This is a genomic window from Prevotella sp. OH937_COT-195, from assembly GCF_003932845.1.
GTDB lineage: Bacteria > Bacteroidota > Bacteroidia > Bacteroidales > Bacteroidaceae > Prevotella.
Map to the genome: position 1 here is coordinate 19,245 of NZ_RQZH01000024.1, position 21,936 is coordinate 41,180.

At 44.2% G+C, this 21,936-nt stretch carries 16 protein-coding genes and 1 tRNA gene; 13 read left to right on the forward strand and 4 right to left on the reverse strand.

From position 1 onward, the window contains the following. The first annotated feature begins 43 nt into the window (after nt 1-43). The 9 genes from EII32_RS09115 (at nt 44) to EII32_RS09155 (ending at nt 11,364) form a co-directional block, all read left to right on the forward strand. A complete protein-coding gene (locus EII32_RS09115) occupies nt 44-385 on the forward strand; it encodes a hypothetical protein (RefSeq protein ID WP_125235118.1) in 342 nt (113 codons plus the stop codon). Between the two features lie 115 nt (nt 386-500). Continuing rightward, nucleotides 501-932 carry a hypothetical protein gene (locus EII32_RS09120; protein WP_125235119.1) on the forward strand — a complete coding sequence of 144 codons (432 nt, stop codon included), beginning with the start codon at nt 501-503 and terminating at the stop codon, nt 930-932. A 396-nt stretch (nt 933-1,328) separates the two neighbouring features. Then, the gene (locus EII32_RS09125; RefSeq protein WP_125235120.1) at nt 1,329-2,564 is read left to right on the forward strand and encodes a hypothetical protein; all 1,236 of its coding nucleotides are present in this window, start codon (nt 1,329-1,331) and stop codon (nt 2,562-2,564) included. 160 nt (nt 2,565-2,724) lie between these two features. Beyond that, nucleotides 2,725-7,533: a carboxypeptidase regulatory-like domain-containing protein gene (locus tag EII32_RS09130; RefSeq protein WP_158611166.1), complete on the forward strand. Its 4,809-nt coding sequence runs from the start codon at nt 2,725-2,727 to the stop codon at nt 7,531-7,533. Nucleotides 7,534-8,055: 522 nt separating this feature from the next. Further along, nucleotides 8,056-9,321 carry an aminotransferase class V-fold PLP-dependent enzyme gene (locus tag EII32_RS09135; RefSeq protein WP_125235122.1) on the forward strand — a complete coding sequence of 422 codons (1,266 nt, stop codon included), beginning with the start codon at nt 8,056-8,058 and terminating at the stop codon, nt 9,319-9,321. 152 nt (nt 9,322-9,473) lie between these two features. After that, a complete protein-coding gene (locus EII32_RS09140; protein ID WP_125235123.1) occupies nt 9,474-9,944 on the forward strand; it encodes a DUF4252 domain-containing protein in 471 nt (156 codons plus the stop codon). Beyond that, nucleotides 9,934-10,470: an RNA polymerase sigma factor gene (locus EII32_RS09145; RefSeq protein ID WP_158611167.1), complete on the forward strand. Its 537-nt coding sequence runs from the start codon at nt 9,934-9,936 to the stop codon at nt 10,468-10,470. Before EII32_RS09140 ends, EII32_RS09145 begins: the two co-directional genes overlap by 11 nt. Further along, the gene (locus EII32_RS09150) at nt 10,454-10,918 is read left to right on the forward strand and encodes a hypothetical protein (protein ID WP_125235125.1); all 465 of its coding nucleotides are present in this window, start codon (nt 10,454-10,456) and stop codon (nt 10,916-10,918) included. Before EII32_RS09145 ends, EII32_RS09150 begins: the two co-directional genes overlap by 17 nt. Next, nucleotides 10,915-11,364, forward strand: coding sequence for a DUF4252 domain-containing protein (locus EII32_RS09155; RefSeq protein WP_125235126.1), 450 nt, complete (start codon nt 10,915-10,917; stop codon nt 11,362-11,364). Before EII32_RS09150 ends, EII32_RS09155 begins: the two co-directional genes overlap by 4 nt. Nucleotides 11,365-11,422: 58 nt before the next feature. Here EII32_RS09155 and EII32_RS09160 read toward each other — a convergent pair. Continuing rightward, nucleotides 11,423-11,494 (reverse strand) — tRNA-Arg (locus EII32_RS09160). A gap of 449 nt (nt 11,495-11,943) precedes the next feature. Between EII32_RS09160 and EII32_RS09165 the strand changes: the two genes are divergently transcribed. The 4 genes from EII32_RS09165 (at nt 11,944) to EII32_RS09185 (ending at nt 19,201) form a co-directional block, all read left to right on the forward strand. Further along, nucleotides 11,944-14,298 (forward strand): polyribonucleotide nucleotidyltransferase, encoded by a 2,355-nt coding sequence (locus EII32_RS09165; protein WP_125235127.1) that lies wholly within the window; start codon nt 11,944-11,946, stop codon nt 14,296-14,298. 1,343 nt (nt 14,299-15,641) lie between these two features. Beyond that, on the forward strand, nt 15,642-17,237 hold the full coding sequence (locus tag EII32_RS09175; RefSeq protein WP_125235128.1) for a leucine-rich repeat domain-containing protein: 1,596 nt from the start codon (nt 15,642-15,644) through the stop codon (nt 17,235-17,237). Nucleotides 17,238-17,240: 3 nt separating this feature from the next. Continuing rightward, on the forward strand, nt 17,241-18,992 hold the full coding sequence (locus EII32_RS09180; protein ID WP_125235129.1) for a leucine-rich repeat domain-containing protein: 1,752 nt from the start codon (nt 17,241-17,243) through the stop codon (nt 18,990-18,992). 11 nt (nt 18,993-19,003) lie between these two features. Further along, entirely contained in the window at nt 19,004-19,201 is a 198-nt protein-coding gene (locus EII32_RS09185; protein ID WP_125235130.1) for a hypothetical protein, read from the forward strand. A 529-nt stretch (nt 19,202-19,730) separates the two neighbouring features. On the opposite strand, the gene EII32_RS09190 is transcribed toward EII32_RS09185, so the two are convergent. The 3 genes from EII32_RS09190 to EII32_RS09200 form a co-directional block, all read right to left on the reverse strand. Continuing rightward, the gene (locus EII32_RS09190) at nt 19,731-20,369 is read right to left on the reverse strand and encodes a thymidylate synthase (RefSeq protein ID WP_125235131.1); all 639 of its coding nucleotides are present in this window, start codon (nt 20,367-20,369) and stop codon (nt 19,731-19,733) included. 25 nt (nt 20,370-20,394) lie between these two features. After that, nucleotides 20,395-21,225, reverse strand: coding sequence for a DNA adenine methylase (locus EII32_RS09195; protein ID WP_125235132.1), 831 nt, complete (start codon nt 21,223-21,225; stop codon nt 20,395-20,397). A gap of 66 nt (nt 21,226-21,291) precedes the next feature. Beyond that, on the reverse strand, nt 21,292-21,525 hold the full coding sequence (locus tag EII32_RS09200) for a hypothetical protein (RefSeq protein WP_125235133.1): 234 nt from the start codon (nt 21,523-21,525) through the stop codon (nt 21,292-21,294). Between the last annotated feature and the right edge of the window lie 411 nt (nt 21,526-21,936).

The window sequence follows — 21,936 nt, forward strand, 5'->3', positions numbered from 1 at the left end:
GCCATTAAACCCAAATCGGTCATTATACCGCATTTGCTCAGATTTGCCATTGCCGTTACGCTTCCCTACTGCTTTAGCCCGCTTGCTGCCATCTGCGCAGCCATTACATCCCGACGCAGCCCTCTACGCCTTCGATGAAACGGCTGCACATCTGCTCAACAATCGGACAAAATCAGTTGAGGGTTCTAATGACCGATTTGGGTTAAAACATAAGATGCGGAACTGGTGGAATTGTTTTTCAATTCCGCCCGTTTTGCTTTCCGAATTGGGCGGTTTTGGTCTGCAATTCCGCCTAATTTGCTTTACAAAATCGGCTGAACTGATTGCAGAAAGGGATGCGGGGCACGGACAATATGCAATAAAGCACCATGTGTTATGCCCGTGATAACGTTCTTGGCAAAAAACATTGACAACTTTGTTTTTATGTTACGAGTTTTATTATTATATTTGCAGACATGAGAATTGTATCCTGAATGACAAACATGAAAATTTGGAAAACCATGAGAAAACTTATTTTTGTTTTTACAATTTTGTTCTTTGCCACGCAGATTTCATCGGCGCAAGGCATAAAAAAGAAAGTTGAAAACATACGCAGACAATATAATACTGCACAAATGGTGGCGAAAGGTATTGGCACGGAAGAGTGGAAGGAAAACGGATGCCACACGCTGACGCTCAATTCGCAGATAAACTATTCCGGAGGAGGTCAGGTGGAACATGATACGCAGATTCTGCTAACACGTTTCGGCGGCAGTAATGATTATTCGGACAGTTTCAACACATTTGTGCCATTGTTGACACGCGAAACCATCAAGAGACCTTTCATTATATACCGTGAGATGTTGTTTGACGAGTGTACGGGCGAACTAATATTCTGTTATCAACGACTGTCGCCCGACGACGTAACGACAAAAGAACTGCGCTACTACTAATAAAGTCAGAGCCGGAATACAAAGAGGAAATTTTTGTATCTTCGCCCAAGGACATACTCTCCGTGGCAAATGCCATGAAGAGCCTCGTGCGGAGTTACAACACTGTGGATTACTGATGTATGTATCATGCCATTCTTTTTTGAATGCAATGTTTATGAGGCAGATCTTATCGCGAACAAGGAGCGGTCTGCCATTCTCACTTTTGTACGGAGAGTGACAGACCGTTCCCAATGACATAAAGAAAACATCGAAAATACCGCGAAACTCTGCAAACAATACATTTCTCCCCAATTCTGCCAACGGGTTAAATATACATAAAAATATTGAGGTTATTATTTTTTTGTGTATTTTTTTTGTTACCTTTGCATCAATCTAAACAATTAAAATATATAGAATATGAGAAAAACTTTACACATTGCCCTCGCGGCATTATTTTCGACATTGAGTCTCGGTGCTTATGCACAAGGGCAGACCGTTATCTGGGAAGAGAACTGGCAGACGGCAGAAAAAGGTAAACTTGTAAGTGAAGTTGTAAACCAAAAGGCTGTCTATACCATCAACACAAAAGACGGTGCGGCACCGAAATACGCCAAAATTTATACCAATTCGAAAGATGAGGCAAACCTTGAACTACTTCTCCCCCAACCTGAGAATAATGAGACATGGAGTGTTGCAATTAACGACTTACAGGGTAAAAGCGGCATGTTTACGCTTACATATAAATATAATCAAAGTAAAATAGAAATTACATCTTCTACCGAAGGCGTAACCGTAACGGAGGTTAGCAAGACAGGAGCAGTAATCAACGTTCCTGTGGGAGCAACATCACTCTCGCTTACTTTTAAGAATATTGTAGCTAAAAAGAACGGACGAATAGATGACATCAAACTCGTTGCAGGAGAGATACAGGAGGTTTATACCGAGGTTGACAACATCGCGGCACTCAAAGCACTCGGAGAGGGTGCGAAAGCTATCTTGAAACTGACCGATGCGCGTGTGAATTTCACAGTTGACAGGGACATGTTCATTGAGGACGCAACCGGTGCAATAGATTTCTACGAATGCAACCTTCCGTTCACAACAGGACAGAAACTTAACGGCACAATAAAGGTTAAGGAGTATAAATTGTATAAAAAAATGCCGGAAGTTACTGCCGTAACCGAGAACAACCTTGTGGCCACCGATGGCGAAGTTATGCCAAACGAGATTTCGATAGAAGATGTAAGTGCCGCAATGTTTTGCAAATTGGTTAAGGTTTCGGGAAAAGTATCTACCGTAGAGGAAGAGTACACCGATAATCAAGGTAATAAAAAGACTCGTATAAACTATTTCCTTGAGGACGAGGATCATAACACCGTCCAGTTCTATCGCAGGTGGGGTACATTAGAAGGGACAGACTTATCGACACTGGTAACCGGCGATGAAGCAACGGTAACAGGTATAATTGTTCCCTTGAAAGATAATATTGTCATCGGTGTGACGGCATTCCAAAAGAACAATTCTACCGGAATCGATGGTGTAAATGCCGAAGCAGACACGAATGCCCCCATATACAACATCGCAGGACAGCGCGTTGAGAATGTGGGTAAGGGTATATATATCCGTAACGGGAAGAAATTTGTTGTAAAATAACAACCCGGCGATAACATAAGAGGGAACATTCTCCGGTATAGGAGAATTTCCCTCTTATTATTAAAAAATGTTGCAAGCCATAATTGAACAGGTTTGCCCACCAATCACTAAAATTCTTTTAGTACGTATTTTTTATTTACCTTAAATTATAATAATGCTTATGAGAAATCTGAAAGTCTGTTTATTAATGTTTTTCGGGTTGTTGGCAAGTTTATGTGTCAATGCTCAAGACGATGTGGTGAACGACTACAAGGTCGATTTTAACACCCCGATAACAACAAACTCAAATGCCCACGGTGCCGAAAACCGTGACTTTTTGGTAAGTTTGGGCTGGGGACACATGGTTGGAGTGGAGAACATCGGCTACGGCAACGTGCCGACTTACGTTCCATACACTTATAACACAACGGGCGGCATTGATAATACCGGTTGTTTGCAGGCGGGCGCGGGTGCGGTTTATGACTCGTATGCCGAGGACTATGTAAACATTTGGGACTTTCTTGTTACGCCGCTCGTGAAAGGAACCGTGACCATAAAGATGAAAAAGGTGGTAACCAACGGTTTCATAGAGTTCTACACCATGCAGAAAAACGGCGACAAATGGGAAAAGGGTATTTTGCTTGATGCGAAATCGTTAATGCTTCCGAACACGAACGATTTTGTTACTTATACCCTTCCCGAACTGAAAAACTATACCTACATAGGTATCAGAATGGTGTATTGCTATGTGGATGATTTCACTGCCACTACAGCGAATTTCAAAAAGATGGCAAGCCTGAAGGTAAACGACGTAATGCCGAACACCGACCAACTCATCGACGCAGATGCAGAAGGTAAATTCAAAGTGACGTTTACCACGACGGTGACGAACAACGGAGACTTCGATTTTGCAAAGGGAACCGAAAATTACAGCGTTTCGTTATACAAATATAATGCCGGGGGCGGAGCAGACAAGGCCGACCATGTACACATCGTGACAGTGCCTGTTGACGAAGACCTTGCAATGAAAGCCACGTCGGGAGAACTCACACTTACGGCCACACTCGACAAAGACGACTATCCTGCGGCTGAAACAAACGGTATCAGTTTCCGGATATACGAGAACATCTCGGGGACGTACAAATCAACAAAGAATGTGAAAGTGGTACCTTATGTCCCTATTATCAAATTGCAGACCAAGACCGGAAACTCCACAAAAACATATTCGAGTGGCGACGAGATGTATCTCGGTGCATCTTTGTCTGCATTGACACAGGATGTCATGGCTCTGAACGATGGAGGCGCACCGCTGGAAATACAGAGCGTGACAGAGCCGGAAGGCTTTACAACAACACTGACGGCACAGAACATCGAACCGCACAAAAGTGTGAAATTCAACATCGCCACCACGGAAACTGCCGGAATGAAAGAGGGCGACTTGTTGATAAAGAGCAATGCCGGCGACTTCACGCTCAAACTGAGAGCGGTAATTGTCGGGACAGACAAGTATTTCGTAGATTTTGAAACAGACGACTCCACGATTGGCATGATTGTGGAAAGTATCAAGGACGGATATTACGAATACGGATGGATGACAAAAAACACTAGCGATGCCGGCTATCCCGGAAACGAGAGGAACGCGTTTATGAAGACCTATGTCAGTCCGAAAGCGCAGGGACCGTTCAAGATGATAACGCCGTTGCTCGACTTTACCTCCGGCGATAATCTTAGTTTTGAGGCGGCACGCTACTATTCGAAAGACGGAGAACTGAAGGTTTATTACTCTGCAAACCGTAAGGATTGGACTTTGCTGCGCACGTTGAGCACGGCAGAAGGTACACCGGCAGAAGACAAGTTCTCGGAGAAGAATGCCCCGAAATACGGTTATGAGTTCTTGCGATATACCATCGGCAACATTCCTACCGGGCAGTATTATGTCGCTTTTGAGGCTGGAAACAACAAACCGGTATTCGTTGACAACATCATCGCTCCGAAGAGAGTTGACCTGCCTCACGAAATATACATAAAGGCATCGATGCCCAATGAGGGTGTCGTAAACGAGAAGATGACGGTATCGGTAAATGCACAGAACATGCTCGCAAAGACAGAGAACGCGACAGATTATGTGGTAAAAGTACTTTTCAACGAAAAAGTTGTCAAGGAAATACCGGGAACAAGCATCGCGTCAGGTGGCAAGACCGACTTTAACTTTGATGTTACTCCACACATGGCAGGAGAATTCGATGCTGTTGTAAAGTTCGTGTTCGCCGACGGATACGAGATTTCTTCAGAGACAATGAACGTTAAAATATCCGAGGAAATATTCTCTTCTGTTATTGAAGTTGGCGGTCCCGCACAGGGAAACAGTTACCATGCACCGGTAGGTACATATTACAAGAAGAGCGAGGCACAGTCTGTCTATCTCCCCTCCGACCTTAACGGAATAGCACCGGGAAGCAAGATAACGAGCATTACCTACCGCGGTCGTAACACATCGATGAATGATGTGCCAATCAACCTGCAAGTGTATATTGGCAAGACCGAACTCAGCGAGTTCGCAAATCCGCTCACACCGGTTGACAACGCAACGCTCACCAAGGTATTCGACGGAGAAGTTACGCCCAACAAGACACAGACAACCGATGCACACGAAGATCTCATTACGTTAAATCTATCCGAGCCTTATGTATATCAGGGTGGCAACATCGTGATAAGTGTACGCTCGTCTGTCGAGAATTATAACATGTCGTTTGGCATAGACTACAGTATTTGCGAAACAAAAAAATCGATACGTCGCGGCATAGACAATGGAGATTTGGAGACAGCATCGTGGGTGATCGCTTCAACGAGTACTTTCTCATCTACACCGGTAATCTTGCCTGTTGTTTATTTCGGTATAGAGGCAGAAGCACCGAAACTAAGCGGTATCGTTACCGACAAGGATACTGACCGACCGATAAACGGCGCCGCGGTGACGGCAACTGCAGGCGATGTGCTGTATGGCACAACGACCGACAGTGAGGGCAAATATTCCATGACTATAATGAAGCCCTCGCTTGCTTACGAACTTAAAGCCGTTGCCGAAGGATATACTCCCTCGAAGGAGAATATTGACATGAGCGGCGGCTCGGTGGAGAACAAGAATCTCGAACTGCAACCTGCAAAAGGATTTTTCATGGAGAAAGCCGACATGCCGATGAAAGGCATGGTGAATTTCAAATACAATGCCACGGCAAAGGCAACCAACTACACAACGGAAGACTTTGCCGCCGGAACGTACACCGCAAAACTATATGTTAACAACGAGGCGGTGGCAGTGGCAGAAGCCGTCGAGGTAAAGAAAGGCACGAGTGCCAATTTCGCATTCTCGTTCACGCCTCATGTCGAGGGAACATTCCCTGCATACATAGAGTTCGTTCAAGGTGGGAACACTGCCGCCACAGAAACGATGGATATAGTGATCGAAGCAGAAAATGCAGGCGGTCTGATACAAGTATGCGATAGTACGACAAAGACCACCGATACTCCGCTCAACATGTATTATAACAACTCCGTGAGCGACATATACTACACCCCGGATATGCTGAAAGCATACGGAGTGGCGGTAGGCGGAACAATCACGAAGATAAAATATAAGATGTGGGCATCAATACCTAAAAACAACATCAATTTCACATTGAACGCATGGTTAGGAACGTCAGACGGCGACCCTGCAAACATCAAGTCGGTTACGCCCGAAGAGAAGACTGCCGCAAAAGAAATGATGACACACGTAATCGTGGATAAGACATACGAGAACATCGCACCGGAAGGAGCGACAAACTCAACACCCGCACTTACCGAGATAGAACTCGACCTTACAGAGAATCCGATAGTGTTCGACGGGGTACACAGCGTGCGCATAATCTTTGAGAAAACTTCTCCGGGATGGGTAGGCGGCTGCCAGTTTGCAATAGATGAAAATTACTACACTTGTTTCACGAACAAGAACGACCATGCCACACCGGAGGAACTGGGTACCAATACGAAAAATCGGACACCTGTTGCGTACTTTACCGTGAAAGTAGGAAACAAGATGTCGGGAACGATTACCGATGCACAAACCTCACAACCCGTAAAGGGTGCTTCTGTCAGACTGAAGAGTGGTGACGTACTATACAACTGTACGACAGGCGATGACGGAAAGTATGAAATCAACGTCAAGCAGATTCAGTTGGAGGATTATGTAATGGAGGTTGACGCGACCAAAGACTATGAACTTAAGAGTGTTCAGATAGGTAAGGTAGAGGAAGGAACGGTCAGAGACGTAACACTCCGCAAGGCTGCCAAAATCAGTGGTAAAATAACTTCCGCACGCGACAACAGCATCGTTGCAGATGCCGAGGTAACGTTGAAAGATGCCGCCGGCAAGGTGATGGCAACGGTAAAGACATCTGCCGAAGGAATATATGGCTTCAAATTGAGACTGCTTGATGCCGACTATAAGTTGACCGTTAAGGCGGAGTCTTTCGTGGATGCCGAGGCAGAGATAAATGCCCTTACTGCCGATGTTGAGCAGAATTTTGCACTTGAGACTGTTGCCAAGAAGATATACGGGGTGGTGCGCGACTTGAATACCAAAGAGCCCTTGGCAGGTGTGGAAATGTCATATTCGATAGGTTCCGAATACACTGTTACGATAAACACCGACGAAAACGGAAAGTATGAGATGATGATTGCCGACCCGTCGGTGCAAGCCACACTCGGTGCTAAATTGGAAGGGTATTACACCAAACTTGTCGATGTTATGCCGTTCGCAGAAGACAAGGAGGTTGATTTCGACTTGGAGAAAGAGCCTGTAAACGACATCGATGGTATTTCTGCCGACAAACTCGCAGGTGCCAAGGTGTATGACCTTGGCGGTCGTCTCGTAAACATAGATGGTGACACGAGCAACCTGAAGCGCGGACAGATATATGTCGTAAACGGCAAGAAAGTAATGCTTAAGTAACACGGTAACCATTTTTAAGGAGGATGTGCCAAACCGGCACGTCCTCCTTTTTTGTCTACATACCGGTTTATTTCGACAGACCAATTCAAAATTGGTTACTTTTGCAGAAGTCTCTAACCGTTTACCCCAAATTCGGTCTAATGACTGATTTGGGTTTATACTTAATCGTGTTACAATTTCACCGATTTTACCGACCAATTTCGGCGGTTTTACTTACCAATTTCGCCGAAATTGCCGGACGGTTTCCGTATGATGACAAACATGCTCGTTGCCAACTCGCGACAGAACGTGTGTCAATAAAAAATATATACGGATATTATTATGCGGAATTATTTTTCAATATCTTTGCCAAAGTAATTACTTTTACCGATGTCTTTTCGAGTACCCGCTTGTCGAAAAAGATGACACTTTGTTGTCATTCTCACCGAAAATGATTAAATTTGCAACCATAAAGGAGGCGTGTGCACCGGTTGCAATCTCTTACCTTTCCGTTAGTTTAATGTTTAACCCACATCATACGAAGTGTACGATATAAATAAGATTCGGGAAGATTTTCCGATTTTGAGTCGCAAGGTCTATGACAGACCACTGGTATATCTCGACAATGCCGCCACGACACAGAAACCGCGTGCGGTAATAGATGCCATGACGGAAGAATATTTCAACGTCAATGCCAACGTGCATCGCGGCGTGCATTACCTTTCGCAGCAGGCAACCGACCTGCACGAGGCTGCCCGCGAGCGTGTACGCAGATTTATAAATGCCGAAAAGACAGAGGAGATAATCTTCACGCGAGGCACCACCGAGAGCCTCAATCTCGTGGCATCATCGTTTGCAGAGCAGTTTATGAAAGAAGGCGATGAGGTCATCGTGTCTGTAATGGAACATCATTCAAACATAGTGCCGTGGCAACTTCAGGCTGAAAGGCGGGGCATCCGTCTGCGCGTAATACCAATGACCGACGACGGACGGCTGCGGATTGACAAATACGAGCAACTCTTCTCCGACCGTACCAAGATTGTAAGTGTTGTCCATGTTAGCAACGCATTGGGCACGATAAATCCCGTTGGCGACATAATACGCATAGCACACGAACATGGTGTGCCGGTAATGATTGACGGAGCGCAGAGTACTCCGCACTTCAAGGTCAACGTGCAGAAACTCGACTGCGATTTCTTCGCATTCTCGGGGCATAAGATGTACGGCCCCACCGGCATCGGAGTACTTTACGGGAAAGAACAGTGGCTCGAACAAATGCCGCCGTATCAGGGCGGAGGAGAGATGATAGACCGCGTGACATTCGAGCATACCACTTTCGAACGACTGCCTTTCAAGTTCGAGGCGGGCACTCCCGACTATGTTGCCACACATGGTTTGGCGTGTGCCGCAGACTATCTGGAGTCTCTCGGAATGGATAACATTTCGGCTCACGAACACGAACTGACACGCCATGCAATGGAAAAACTCGGTGCAATCGACGGACTCGAAATATACGGCAAAACCGTTGCGGCACAAGCAGAAACGCACGATGCCGTAATATCTTTCAATCTCTTCAACACCTCATCTTCGTCCGGAACACCCGATGCCAAACCCGTTCATCACCTCGATGTGGGTACTCTTTTGGATCGTCTCGGCATCGCCGTTCGCACGGGGCATCACTGTGCACAACCACTTATGGACCGCCTCGGCATTCTCGGAACGGTGCGCGCCTCCTTCGCTTTGTACAATACCAAGGAGGAGATAGATGTTCTTGCAGAAGGAATAGCCCGCGTCGCCAAAATGTTCTGACGCTTTATGCGGTGAAAGTCCTTTCCGTGATCTTTTTAATCGGGGAAGGATTTTTTCTTGTTATTGCTGAAACAAAATCATCGGAAATGCGTCATAGGTATAGAAAGCGCTTCAGAACAAAATATATTATTAACTGAAAAAAGAAAAAAGCAATGAAGAAATTATTTGTGACTTTGGTTGTAGTGCTTACGGTAATGCCTATGGCGGCACAGACCTTGCAGAATTTTATCGACAAATACAGTGCCCAGAAAGGTGCGCAAGTGGTGAACCTCAGTGGCGAAATGCTCAAAAATGGATACATGCGAGACGGCATCGATATAGACGATATGGATTTGGTTCCTAAAAACATGAAATGCGACTCGATTACGGTGGTGAACATCAAAAACGTGCCGAGGCTGTTGAAAAAGTTCATAAAAGATGCCCAAAAACTCGATTTGACGGCAGAAGGATATTCCGAAATGGTAAATGTGTTGGACGATGACGACTATTCGAGGATATTAATAAAAGGCAACGGCACTGAAGCGAAGGAAATGCTTATAATGACCACCGACGATGATGACAACTCTATAGCATTGGTGCGCATCATCGGCAAGATAGGGTTGGAAAACATGATTGACAACTGACAATGCAACGCTGATGACAGCTTCAGAATTCAAATGCCTCTTTCTGCCTTGTCACAAGCAGATGTACTGGGTGGCGATACGTCTCACCGAAAATGCAGAAGATGCCGAAGACTTGGTGCAGGAGGCGTTTATGAGACTGTGGCTGAAGCGTGGCGAATTGCCAAAAGTGGATAGTCCTATGTCTTTCGCAATGCGTACCATGCGCAACATATTCATCGACCGGAAAAGAAAACGTCGGATGGAAAAGAGCGACTGCGAAATGGCTGTGACAGGCTTCACCGACAATTCGACTGCCGACGACCGATTGCTGGCGGCAGAAACGATGCAACAAGTGCTGCTGTTGATAGACAAACTGCCGGAACAACAGCGCAGGATAATAACGATGCGAAACCTCGAAGGAATGCCGATGGAAGAGATCGCACGAAATACGGGGTTGTCGGAAGCGGGAGTGAGGACATCGCTTAGCCGCGCAAGGCAGGCAGTGAAACAACAATTCAAACGAAATGATAATGATGGAAAAATCTGAACTGGACATATTGACGGAGAAATTCTTCAACGGAGAGACAACCGACGAAGAGGAACTGCGGTTGCACGAAGCAATGAAATCTGTCCAACCCTCAACATTCCTCTCTGCACAACCTCCCGTGCCCGATGGTTTGGAGCAGCGTCTGTCAAGGCAGATAGACCAATGGAACATCATCGAGAAGAAAACGGAAAGAAGTACGCGTACAGTGGTAATGCGCCGGGTGATAGGCGTTGCCGCAAGCATCGCACTCGTCGCGGGCGTGGGATTCATGGCTCTGCAAAAACCGGATGCCGCACAGTTTGCCAATGAAGAAGAAACCTTCAACGACCCCGAGGCGGCAAGTATGAAAGCGGAGAAGGCTCTCGCAAAATTCTCCCATTCCATCAACAAGGGACTTGAAATAATGGATAATGCAACAAATAAAAAAACAAAAAAAAGAAACAAATGAGAAGAATATTAATGGCTGCCGTGTTTGCTGTGTTGTGCAACATCACATTCGCACAGACAACGGTGTTTGAAAAGTATAAGAACAACAAATATGTGTCAACCGTGTTCATTGGCAAAACAATGCTGTCGATGACCCAAGGGGCAAAGATTGGCGGACACGACATCGGAAAACTCGGTTCGCAAATAGACAGAATACGCATAATAGAATGTGAGAAAAGGAGTCTTTTCGCAGCATTGAGAAATCACGTTGTGTCCGACATGAAGAAAAACAAGTACAAGGTGGTAATGACGGCGAGCGAAGAAGACGAGAAAGTGATAATATACCACAAAACACTGCCGGGCAACAAGAACGACTTTGTACTGCTCACCATAGAAGACGACGAACTGGCGATAATAAACATCACAGGCTCTGTTTCGCTGCAAGACATACGGAGATTCGCCGATTAGCCGCGACATTTGCAGACATAAATAAAAAAACGAGCAGGCTTCGACAGTATTAAGGAAGTAGTCCCACCGAGAATCGAACTCGGATCTAATCTTTAGGAGAGACTTGTTCTATCCATTGAACTATGGGACCGTCATAACTTTGCAACCGCGATTCGATGTAAATTCAAAAAGTCGAATCGCGGTTGCAAAGTTACTGTTTTTATGTATTACCACCAAATTTGCCACATTATTATTTACGAAAATGTGTGTTTGTTTCCGCATTAACCCCAATCGGTCATTAGAACCCTCAACCGATTTGGGTTTAATGTCAAATTTACACTCGCGTATGTTCTCGTGAATAACCGTTGCCCGTTACTATAATGACAAACTATCTTATGTTCGGAAAAAGATATTGCTAAAAATAGATTATGGAAATTATTGTCTTTAATGATTTTGACACAATCTTTGCACTTGCCGGTTGACTCTGCACACAGGAGTATTAATTCCTAAAAAACAGTAAAATATATCACATCGTTCTTTTATTTCTATATAAATGAGTATCTTTGCGCGATTTTATTATTATAGATGTTTATAAACAAGATGAACGTAATTACGAAAACAATTCAATTGTCTGATGGAAGAACCATCACGATTGAAACCGGGAAAGTTGCAAAACAGACCGACGGTTCGGTCATGCTCCGCATGAACAACACCGTACTGCTCGCAACTGTTTGTGCAGCAAAGGATGCAGTTCCCGGTACCGATTTCATGCCTTTGCAAGTTGATTATCGCGAGCAGTATGCCGCCGCAGGACGTTTCCCGGGGGGGTTTACAAAGCGCGAGGGCAAAGCTTCTGATAACGAAATACTTACTTCGCGCCTCGTTGACCGCGTGCTTCGACCGCTTTTTCCTGCCGACTATCATGCGGAAGTGTTCGTAAATGTAATGCTTCTCTCTGCCGACGGCGTAGACCAGCCCGATGCACTTGCAGGTTTCGCAGCGTCTGCCGCATTGGCATGTTCGGATATTCCTTTCGAATGCCCAATTTCCGAGGTACGCGTGGCACGCGTGAACGGCAAATATGTTGTAAACCCGACCACCGAACAGATGAAACATGCAGACATGGACATCATGGTGGGAGCGAGTGCCGAGAACATAATGATGGTTGAAGGAGAGATGGAAGAGGTGTCCGAGCAGGATCTGCTTGATGCACTTAAAGTGGCAATGGACGCCATAAAGCCAATGTGCCAACTGCAAACGGAACTGAGCAAAGAACTCGGAAAAGACGTAAAACGCGAGTACTGTCACGAAATAAACGACGACTCGCTGCGCGAACTGGTTCGCAAGGAATGTTATGAAAAGGCTTACGAAGTTGTGGGCAAGGCTCTCGAAAAGCACGAACGTGCAGATGCTTTCGAACAGATAGTTGCCGACTTCAAAGAGAAATATTTTGCAGAACATGAGATTGCAGACGATGCGGAGATAAGCAAAGAAGACGTCGAGGCAATGATAGACAAATACTACCACGATGTAGAACGTGACGCAATGCGTCGTTGCATTCTCGATGAGGGCAAACGTCTCGACGGTCGCAGAACAGACGAGATACGCCCGATATGGTGCGAGGTAAGTCCGCTGCCAATGCCGCACGGAAGCAGCATCTTCACACGCGGCGAGACACAGAGCCTTACCACCTGTACGCTCGGCACGAAACTTGACGAGAAACTGGTTGATGATGTTCTCGACAAGAGTTACATGCGCTTCCTGTTACACTACAATTTCCCGCCATTCTGTACCGGCGAGGCAAGGGCGCAGCGTGGTGTGGGGCGTCGCGAGATTGGCCACGGTCATTTGGCATGGCGGGCACTCAAAGATCAGATTCCCGCAGACTACCCCTATACGGTTCGTTTGGTAAGCCAGATAATGGAGTCTAACGGCTCCTCGTCCATGGCAACGGTTTGCGCGGGTACTCTCGCACTGCTGGATGCCGGCGTGCCGATGAAAAAACCGGTGAGCGGAATAGCAATGGGACTCATCAAAAACCCGGGCGAGGACAAGTATGCCGTACTCTCAGATATTCTCGGCGATGAGGATCATCTCGGTGACATGGACTTCAAGACGACGGGTACACGCGACGGACTCACCGCAACGCAGATGGACATAAAGTGCGACGGATTGTCGTTCGAAATACTGGAAAAAGCTCTCATGCAGGCTAAGGCAGGACGCGAACATATTCTCGGAAAGATAACCGACACCATGTCAGAACCGCGTGCCGAACTGAAACCGCAGGTTCCGCGCATCGAGCAGTTCGATATTCCAAAAGAGTTCATCGGTGCCGTAATCGGTCCCGGCGGAAAGATTATCCAGCAAATGCAGGAAGATACCGGTGCCACGATTACCATTGACGAAATCGACGGCAAGGGTGTCGTTCAGGTTTCGGCTGCAAACAAAGAGAGCATCAATGCGGCAATGGGCAAGATACGTGCCATAGTGGCAGTGCCGGAAGTGGGCGAGATATACGAGGGAACTATCCGCTCGATAATGCCATACGGCTGCTTCGTAGAGATACTTCCCGGAAAAGACGGATTGCTGCACATCTCCGAAATCGATTGGAAACGTTTGGAGACAGTGGAGGAAGCCGGAATAAAGGAGGGTGACAAGATTACTGTCAAGTTGCTTGAGATTGACCCCAAGACCGGAAAATACAAACTGTCACATCGCTGTCTTATACCTAAACCGGAAGGATATGTGGAGCGCGAGCGTCGTCCGCGACCCGAGCGCGGAGACAGAGGCGAACGCCGTCAACGTTCCGAGCGCGGAGACAGAGGTGACCACGGTGAACGTCGCCAGCCGAGATTCAACGAGCATAGCCAAGACAGAGGTAATGATTTCTTTGACCCGATGGGAGAGCGTGAGCCGAAAGGTTTCACAGACATACTTGACAACAAGGATTTCTAAAAATATAAAAGTGAGGATGTGTCAAAACAGGCACATCCTCTTTTATTAATGAACACTTTAAAATCAAACCGTCAATAAATCTCTTTGCATAAGTAGGGATTTATTCCCCATCGACCTACACTTGCATGAGTATAACACCGCACCCTACAATTAATTTTGCCCAAATTGAAAGGCAAGAGATGTGCGAGTTCAGTATAAAAAACTCATCATACATAACACATTTCAGTCATGTTCCCAATGTTGTGAAGATTGAGTTTTGTTATCCACAACAAGTATTATTCCGTAATTTGTATAGCCTTCTAATCTTTTAGACAACCAATTGGTACTACAAGCACACCATCTTTAGGGCGTTTGTATGCATAGTTACCAACACCGGTGAGAACCATCAAGAATGAAAGTTTCTTCATTTTTGTTGTGTCTCAAAAAACAATCCAAAAGAATTCAAATCACTGATAAGATCTTCTGCCCCGAGTCCTAATGCTGCTGTTGCTATGGAAGGAAAGGTTTTGACTCTTTGTGTCATGATCGATCATGAAAAGGATACTGTTAGACTGTTGACTTGCAAGTGTTGTCTTTTCGCAATATTTCGGTTTTTCTATTAGAATTGCCCCCATTGCTTCAAATTTATCAGCAAATGTGGCGTTTGGCTTGATTTTGATGTGACATTTGGACTGGTTTTAATATGGCATTTGGCTTATTTTGATGTTATACTTTACGAAAAATAACATTAAGATTTGTCACTCGGATTGGTTGTTTATTTGCAACTTTCAAATCGAAGACCAAGAGAAAAGTTAAAATTTCAGACACCAAAAGATGAGTTTTTCAATAAGATATTGTAATTTTGCACTTGCTGGTTGACTCTACAGACTCTACGCGCACCCTCACGGATATTCTGCAAAACCTATTTTTTTTGCTTTTTCTTGTCATTTTAAGAAAGTTTTATTACCTTTGTCCCCGTATTATAACGAAGAGAATTTGAATACATCAGAGCGATATAGTTATCCACCGCATTTCTCGATAATATATAAAGATATTTGCGCATTGCAGGAAAAAATCTATTTTCCTATAAAATGTGTTGAATTATTTGGTAGTTCCAAATAATTTGATACTCTCTCTCATAGGCACTACTGGTGTAACTACTTTTTAAAATATTTTTGCATACGCGCGCGTACAGCGTGCCGAAACACCAATAGGAATATGGATTTTCGAAGATCCTTGTTCTTGATTTTTTGTGTCCGTATGTTAGATTTCTATTATAGATTTAATCCAAGGATTTATATCAAAAACGTTTGTTAAATCCATTGAGAGTTATTCAATATTTCTAATTTAAATATATAAACAAAATGAAACAATTAAGATTTTTATTGTTATTATTGTTGATGTCGGCACTGTCCATAACCATGGATGCCGCCAACAATAACGACCGGTTTACGGTAAATGGTATTACCTATCGTATTTCCAACATTACTGCTCACGAAGTAGATTTCGAAGGTACAAATAAATCAGGAAATATAGTTATTCCTCAAACTGTTAAAGACTCGGTAAACATTGAATGGAAGGTAATCTCTGTGTATTATGGCAAATGTCCTAACATGACAAGTGTAACAATACCAAATACAGTTAGAAAAATTTATGAAGGTGCATTCGGTGATTCAAAATTGACAAGTATTACGATCCCCCAATCGGTTACGGAAATCGAAGATGGTGTTTTTTCAAATTGCACGTCACTTACGGAAATAAATGTAGCAAGTGGAAATACCTCTTTTTATTCTCATGAAGGTGTTCTCTATGGAAAAAACAATGGCACCCCCAAAAGATTAATACAATATCCTATTGCTAAGACCGGGGGTACTTACAGTGTTCCTGAGGGGGTGGTATCAATAGCCAAGCGTGCTTTTCAGGCATGTAAATTCTTGAAGACATTGTCTCTTCCTAAATCCCTCTCCAATATAGAAAAGGACTTGGTTTCCTCTTGGGCGCAAGAGGTTTCTCCATTTGTCTATAGTTGGTCTATTTCAAAAATAGAAGTTGCTGCAGGCAATACTACATACAAGAGTGTAGATGGTGTAGTGTTGACTGCCGATGGAAAACAACTCGTTGTATGTCCTGTTGGAAAAACGGGAGATGTCAATGGTCTCTATACCATTCCTAATGGAGTAGAAATTATAACTAATGTAGCATTCAGTACCAACATTAAGATTAAAAAACTGATATTCCCTACAACGTTGAAAGAAATAAAACCTTATGCATTTTATCGCTGCTATGAACTTATGACTGTTACTATTCCCAAGAGCGTTACAGAAATTGGTGTTTCAGCTTTTTCTGCTTGCGAAAAATTGACAGAAATCAACGTGGAAAATGGGAACAGCAAATACGACTCATACAATGGTGTACTTTACAATGCCTCAGGCACCGAGTTGCTTAATTGCCCGGCAGGAAAGACTGGTGAATATACTACCAAAGCATCTACCATTACTATTAAGGAGGGAGCTTTCTCTCTTTGCAAAAAAATAACCAAAGTGACTGTTTCCAACAAGGTGCAGGCTATTGAAAGTGCTGCTTTCAATAGCACGGAAGCAATGAAGCAAATCGTTTTTGCAACCACATCTTCATTGAAAGAAATCAAGGGAGATAAAGTTTTTACAAGTTCTGGAATTGAAAAAATAGACTTGCCAGCTTCATTGGAAGTCATAGGCGAAGGAGTCTTTAACAGTGCTAAGAAGTTGAAAGAAGTAACTATTGCAGCCAACTCCAATTTACAAAAGATAGAAAACTTAGCTTTTTATCATGCAGAAAATCTCACCTCCTTCAAATTTCTTGGTTCTTGTAAATTGCAAACTATTGGCAGCAACGCCTTTGCACAAGCCAAGAAACTGCAATCGTTTGCCTTCCCAAAGTCGGTTACAAAAATTGGACAAAGTGCTTTCAATGGTTGCTAAAGCATGACAACTGCAACTTTTGACGATAATTCCATACTCGAAACTATCGGTAGTGCGGCATTTCAGAATTGTGGTTTGGAGAGTATATCAATAGGCAAGAAAGTGAAAACCATCGAACAGTCGGCATTCAACAGTTGCCACAAGCTGAAAACGGTGAACATCCCTGCCTCTACGACAAGCGTTGATCCACGTGCGTTCCAGTTCTGCGGTAGCCTGAAAGCCATTAACGTGGATAAGGGAAACGCAACAAATTCGAGCGTGGATGGTTTCTTCATGAGTAAGAACAAGGAGAAACTCGTCATCTTCCCTCCCGGCAAGGCAAGTACCTATTACACCATGTTGCCTCCGACGATTAAGGAAATCGGTGATTACGCTTTCTATTACATCCAGAATTTGGAAAATGTTACCATTCCAAAACTTGTAAACAAGATTGGCAAGCACGCGTTCGACATGTGCAAGAAACTTGATGCCATAGCATTCTTGGGAGAGCACCCCATACCTGCTGCCAATGTTGATGAAACAGCATTTTATGCTCCCAACATCGACAAGACAAAGATTGCCATTTGTGTGCGTGAGAATGCTTACAACGAATATAAGGTTAACACGCTTTGGAATCAGTTTGGCGTTATAACCAAGTCGTTCAAGGTAAATGCCGACGGCAACGGCAACGTGGAATACTTCCCACTGTCGAGAAAGGCAGTCTCGCTGGTCGATGTGCAAAGCGATGTCTTTACATTGGTAGTGCTCAAAACTGTAAAAGACGCAGCCAACAACAAGGACTACATAGTCAAACTGATTGCCGACTATGCCTTTGATGCTTGTAAGACCAATGTAAACGAAGTGGTAGTAAAAGCAGACATAGACTATATAGGTATAAAAGCTTTCTTGAAGCATAACAATACTACAACTGTGAAAAATGTATTTTTCATAGGCAAGACTCCGGCAGTGGATTTGAGTTCTGTGAAATGGGAACTGACCAATGGGGCAGACGTGGAGTTTACCACACAAAAGATCTACGTCAAGAAGAGTGTGGAGAGTGTATATAAGAAGGCTTGGAAAAAATATGCCAACAAGATAAGTTATAAGATTCCGGACGTTAAAATTGGCACAAAATACGGTACGTTCGCAGGTGAGTTTGACGCGGATTTCTCTGAATATAAGAGAGAAAAAGGAAACACTGATGTTGCCGCATTTGTGGCAGGCAACAAACTGTCTCTGGGATCGGGCGACTACGGCACAAGTACACATCATGTGCATATGCTCAGCATTGACAAGAAAGGCGGTGTGGCAGAATCTTACGGATACGTGCCTGCCAACACAGGCGTACTGCTAAAGGTACTCGACAAGGAAAGCACTGATACGGATTTCTTTTACACCATCGGTGAGAAGGACAACAAGACATACACTGTTACAGAAAACATCATGTATGGCGTGACAATAAAAGACCAACGTGTGGATGCTTCTGCCACGAGCCCGGTATATGTGATGCAAGGTGGTATTTTCCGCAAGGTAACCTCTGTCATCAACAAATTTCCGGTACACAGGGCGTACATGAAAATTGCCAACTTGCCAGCAGGCGCAAAACTCATGTTCGACTTTGACGAAATAGACGGCTTGACAACTGGTATTGAAACCATCGCAGAAGACAATGCTACGAATGCCGACAATGTCTATTACAACCTGAACGGTCAGTGTGTTGAAAATCCGCAGCATGGAGTCTATATTCACAATGGAAAGAAAGTAATCATTAAATAAGAAAACGAATTATGGAAAAGAAACAGTATATACAACCCGGAACCAAAATTATACGCCTGAAACCGGAAGGTCTTATGATTACTGCGAGTCCGGGTGTCGGTGGAGACTACAATCCCAATCAGCCCATAGAGGCAAAGCCCGAAGTCTTTGACGAGGAAGATGAGGAATTAGAATACCGAAAGGGTGGAATGAATCTCTGGGAAGAATAGAATAGACAGGAAGCGGTGTTCCGATGAGTATTTATTTGTGGGACACCGCCCTGTTGTTCCTAATAATAGGACACTATTGGATTTTCAGGACTTACAGCTCAGTTTTGTTGTGTGAATTGGCTATTTTTATCGCTATTTCGACTAAAATGTGCCAATATTGGCATGTTTTAATCGTGGCTGTTTGACTAATTGAATAAATACCTTTGCATTACCAAAAAGCGCCATTGGTACGTGAGTTCGGGATAAGATCCATTAAAAAGAGTTCTAACTGTCTCGTTTTTTACATGTACCGGCAATGCTTGTGGTTTGTTCTCAAAGAAACAATATGCACTAAGTGCCGAGAACAGATTCTTTATGAAGTTATGCACAGACCTATGTCGTGAATTATAATCCGCAAAACGAAGCGTTCCGAAAAAATGAAACGAAGCGTTCTGTCTTGTAAAACGAAATGTTCTTTTTTTGAGCCCCCCTCACAACGAAAAACGCCCCAAATTTCTCTGGGGCGTTTCTTGTTTCTTATCATTCTTTTTCAAACATTCAAGTCAAACTTCACAATCTCATCACCATTAAGCAGCAACCTTGTTTGTTCCAAATTATTCTCGTATATGTGTACGTTTCCGAGATTCAGCGTTATATTCTTCAGCGGTATGTCAATCTGTCGGGACATCAAATAGAGATGATAGATGTCTGCCGGAAGACCTAAATTCGCATCTGAACTTCGCTGATAGGCGGAGACGACCAGTTCCCCACCGTCTATCTGAAACTGTACAAGGCTGAGGCATGGTGCCTGATTACTCTCCGCCCCTGTCTCTCCCAAGAACAGCACATAATTCTTGCTGTTGCGCCTTTCCCTATTTATCTTCTCGATGAGCGGCGGAAGCTTCTCAAAATAGGTCGGGTAACTATTGACAAGCACGGAACCGCAATAGTCCCACCAGTTTATGCCTGCATCTCGGTATCGCTCCACATTTCGCTCAACCTGCATAAACAGTTCCAGTTCATTCCTCAATTTCTTGCGTGCAATTCCATGGCTCTCGAAGATGTCGAGCAGGTCGGCAGGTGTCAGCGACAACTGCTCATTCAGAAGGTAGTGGATATTGCCCTTCCTGTTTTGTTGGACCTTTCCTGAAGCCAGTATCTTTTCAAGCGTATGATAGTATTTGTTCATAATTCCAATGGTATTTGAAAGCCGTTTAAACAGCATCTGTATAAAGCATAATATCTGTATAGGAAGAGTTGTAATTCATGCGGGCATTGAACTCCCTGCGCTGGCAGTTCTCAAACGGGTTGCCGATCAGTTTATGCTTTCCTATCCATTCACACAGTTCCACGATAGAGGACTTGTTAGAGGTGAAATAGATAAAGCGGTGACCTGCGAGCACGGTCAGCACATTGAGGTAATCTGACATTTTCCAATACATTTTATAAGTTTGGGCATCAGTGCTCAGGTATGGAGGATCAACAATGAACACGACATTCGGAACGTCCTTGTATTTTTCAAAAAGTGTCTTGTAGTCGCAGGAGGTTATTGTCAGCCCTGCAAGATAATCCGGGCAAGGTGGATAATCCGAAGCCTTGATGTTGTTGTAAAGCGTTTCTTTTTCCAAGTCAGAGAAATTTGTCGCATATTTCATTGAGAATAGAACTGATGATGACAGCGTTATGTAGTCTATGTAACCATAGTCCCTTTCATATTTTCTTATACATGACAGCACACGTTCCCTTGACTGCCCCAAGATGGCCTTGTGTTTTGGCACATCTATCATTCCTCTCAGTTCCGCCAGCAGGGCGTTGGTAATGGGCAGAGCGTCCAAACGCTGTCGATAACCGTCAAAATCGTTATACACAACAGTGGAATTGGGCTTCTGGCACTTTGTTATATGCGACAGCAGACCACTGCCACCAAACAAATCCACGAAAGTCGTACCGTCAGGAAACTGCTGGAGCACCTTGATGTACTCCTTGGCAAACATCCGTTTCTGTCCCTGAAATGGAAGCGGTGCCGAAAGGTATTGTTTTCTCATTGTCTCACTAAATTGATACGGCAAAGTTCGTCATATTCAGTTAGGTGTAAGAACTTTTGCGCCAAATCATACTGCAGACATCTTACAGTCGCTTTTGAAGCGTTTTATAAGCCCATACACCTTACGCTCGCTTATGGCATATTTGTCAGACAGGCATGCCACAATATATGACACCTTCTCGCCATTCTCAAGTAATGTGCTATAGTCATTGTACAAGTCCACAAATTGCTCATCTTCCAGACGAATTCCCGCTATTTTTAGCCTTTTTATCAACTCCCTGTTAAATTTCAACACCTTCATATTCACAAAATTTTGTATCTTTGCAACGTCTCACTTACATTAACGAAAAAGCGAACTCGCGAACGAGGGTATTACCCCCGGTCGTGCGAGTTCGCTCGTGTCGTTAATATGTAGGTGGGATGACTATTAACAGGCCGGGGGCTTTTTTTATTCCCTACCCCCATAAAAACATTCTCATTCGTTGATTTTTCTTTTCAACTCTGTGCGTGATTTAAGGATTTCTCTTTGTAAAATTAATACTAAAAAATTACTTATAATTAAAAAACGCCCACCCCGCAGCCGTTCACGCCACGTCGCCACAGGAAACCGCGCAATCTCATAGGTTATAATTCCGTTATTCATATATTACTGCAATAATTAAAGTAAAACTTTTAAACCATTCATTCGCCGGCAGAATCTGTTGAGTTTTCT

Bases quoted from the DNA above. Each gene is read 5' to 3' on its own strand.
- EII32_RS09120 (WP_125235119.1), top strand. From the start codon at position 501: ATGAGAAAACTTATTTTTGTTTTTACAATTTTGTTCTTTGCCACGCAG.
- EII32_RS09125 (WP_125235120.1), top strand. From the start codon at position 1,329: ATGAGAAAAACTTTACACATTGCCCTCGCGGCATTATTTTCGACATTG.
- EII32_RS09130 (WP_158611166.1), top strand. From the start codon at position 2,725: ATGAGAAATCTGAAAGTCTGTTTATTAATGTTTTTCGGGTTGTTGGCA.
- EII32_RS09140 (WP_125235123.1), top strand. From the start codon at position 9,474: ATGAAGAAATTATTTGTGACTTTGGTTGTAGTGCTTACGGTAATGCCT.
- EII32_RS09150 (WP_125235125.1), top strand. From the start codon at position 10,454: ATGATGGAAAAATCTGAACTGGACATATTGACGGAGAAATTCTTCAAC.
- EII32_RS09155 (WP_125235126.1), top strand. From the start codon at position 10,915: ATGAGAAGAATATTAATGGCTGCCGTGTTTGCTGTGTTGTGCAACATC.
- EII32_RS09165 (WP_125235127.1), top strand. From the start codon at position 11,944: ATGAACGTAATTACGAAAACAATTCAATTGTCTGATGGAAGAACCATC.
- EII32_RS09175 (WP_125235128.1), top strand. From the start codon at position 15,642: ATGAAACAATTAAGATTTTTATTGTTATTATTGTTGATGTCGGCACTG.
- EII32_RS09180 (WP_125235129.1), top strand. From the start codon at position 17,241: ATGACAACTGCAACTTTTGACGATAATTCCATACTCGAAACTATCGGT.
- EII32_RS09185 (WP_125235130.1), top strand. From the start codon at position 19,004: ATGGAAAAGAAACAGTATATACAACCCGGAACCAAAATTATACGCCTG.
- EII32_RS09190 (WP_125235131.1), bottom strand. From the start codon at position 20,369: ATGAACAAATACTATCATACGCTTGAAAAGATACTGGCTTCAGGAAAG.
- EII32_RS09195 (WP_125235132.1), bottom strand. From the start codon at position 21,225: ATGAGAAAACAATACCTTTCGGCACCGCTTCCATTTCAGGGACAGAAA.
- EII32_RS09200 (WP_125235133.1), bottom strand. From the start codon at position 21,525: ATGAAGGTGTTGAAATTTAACAGGGAGTTGATAAAAAGGCTAAAAATA.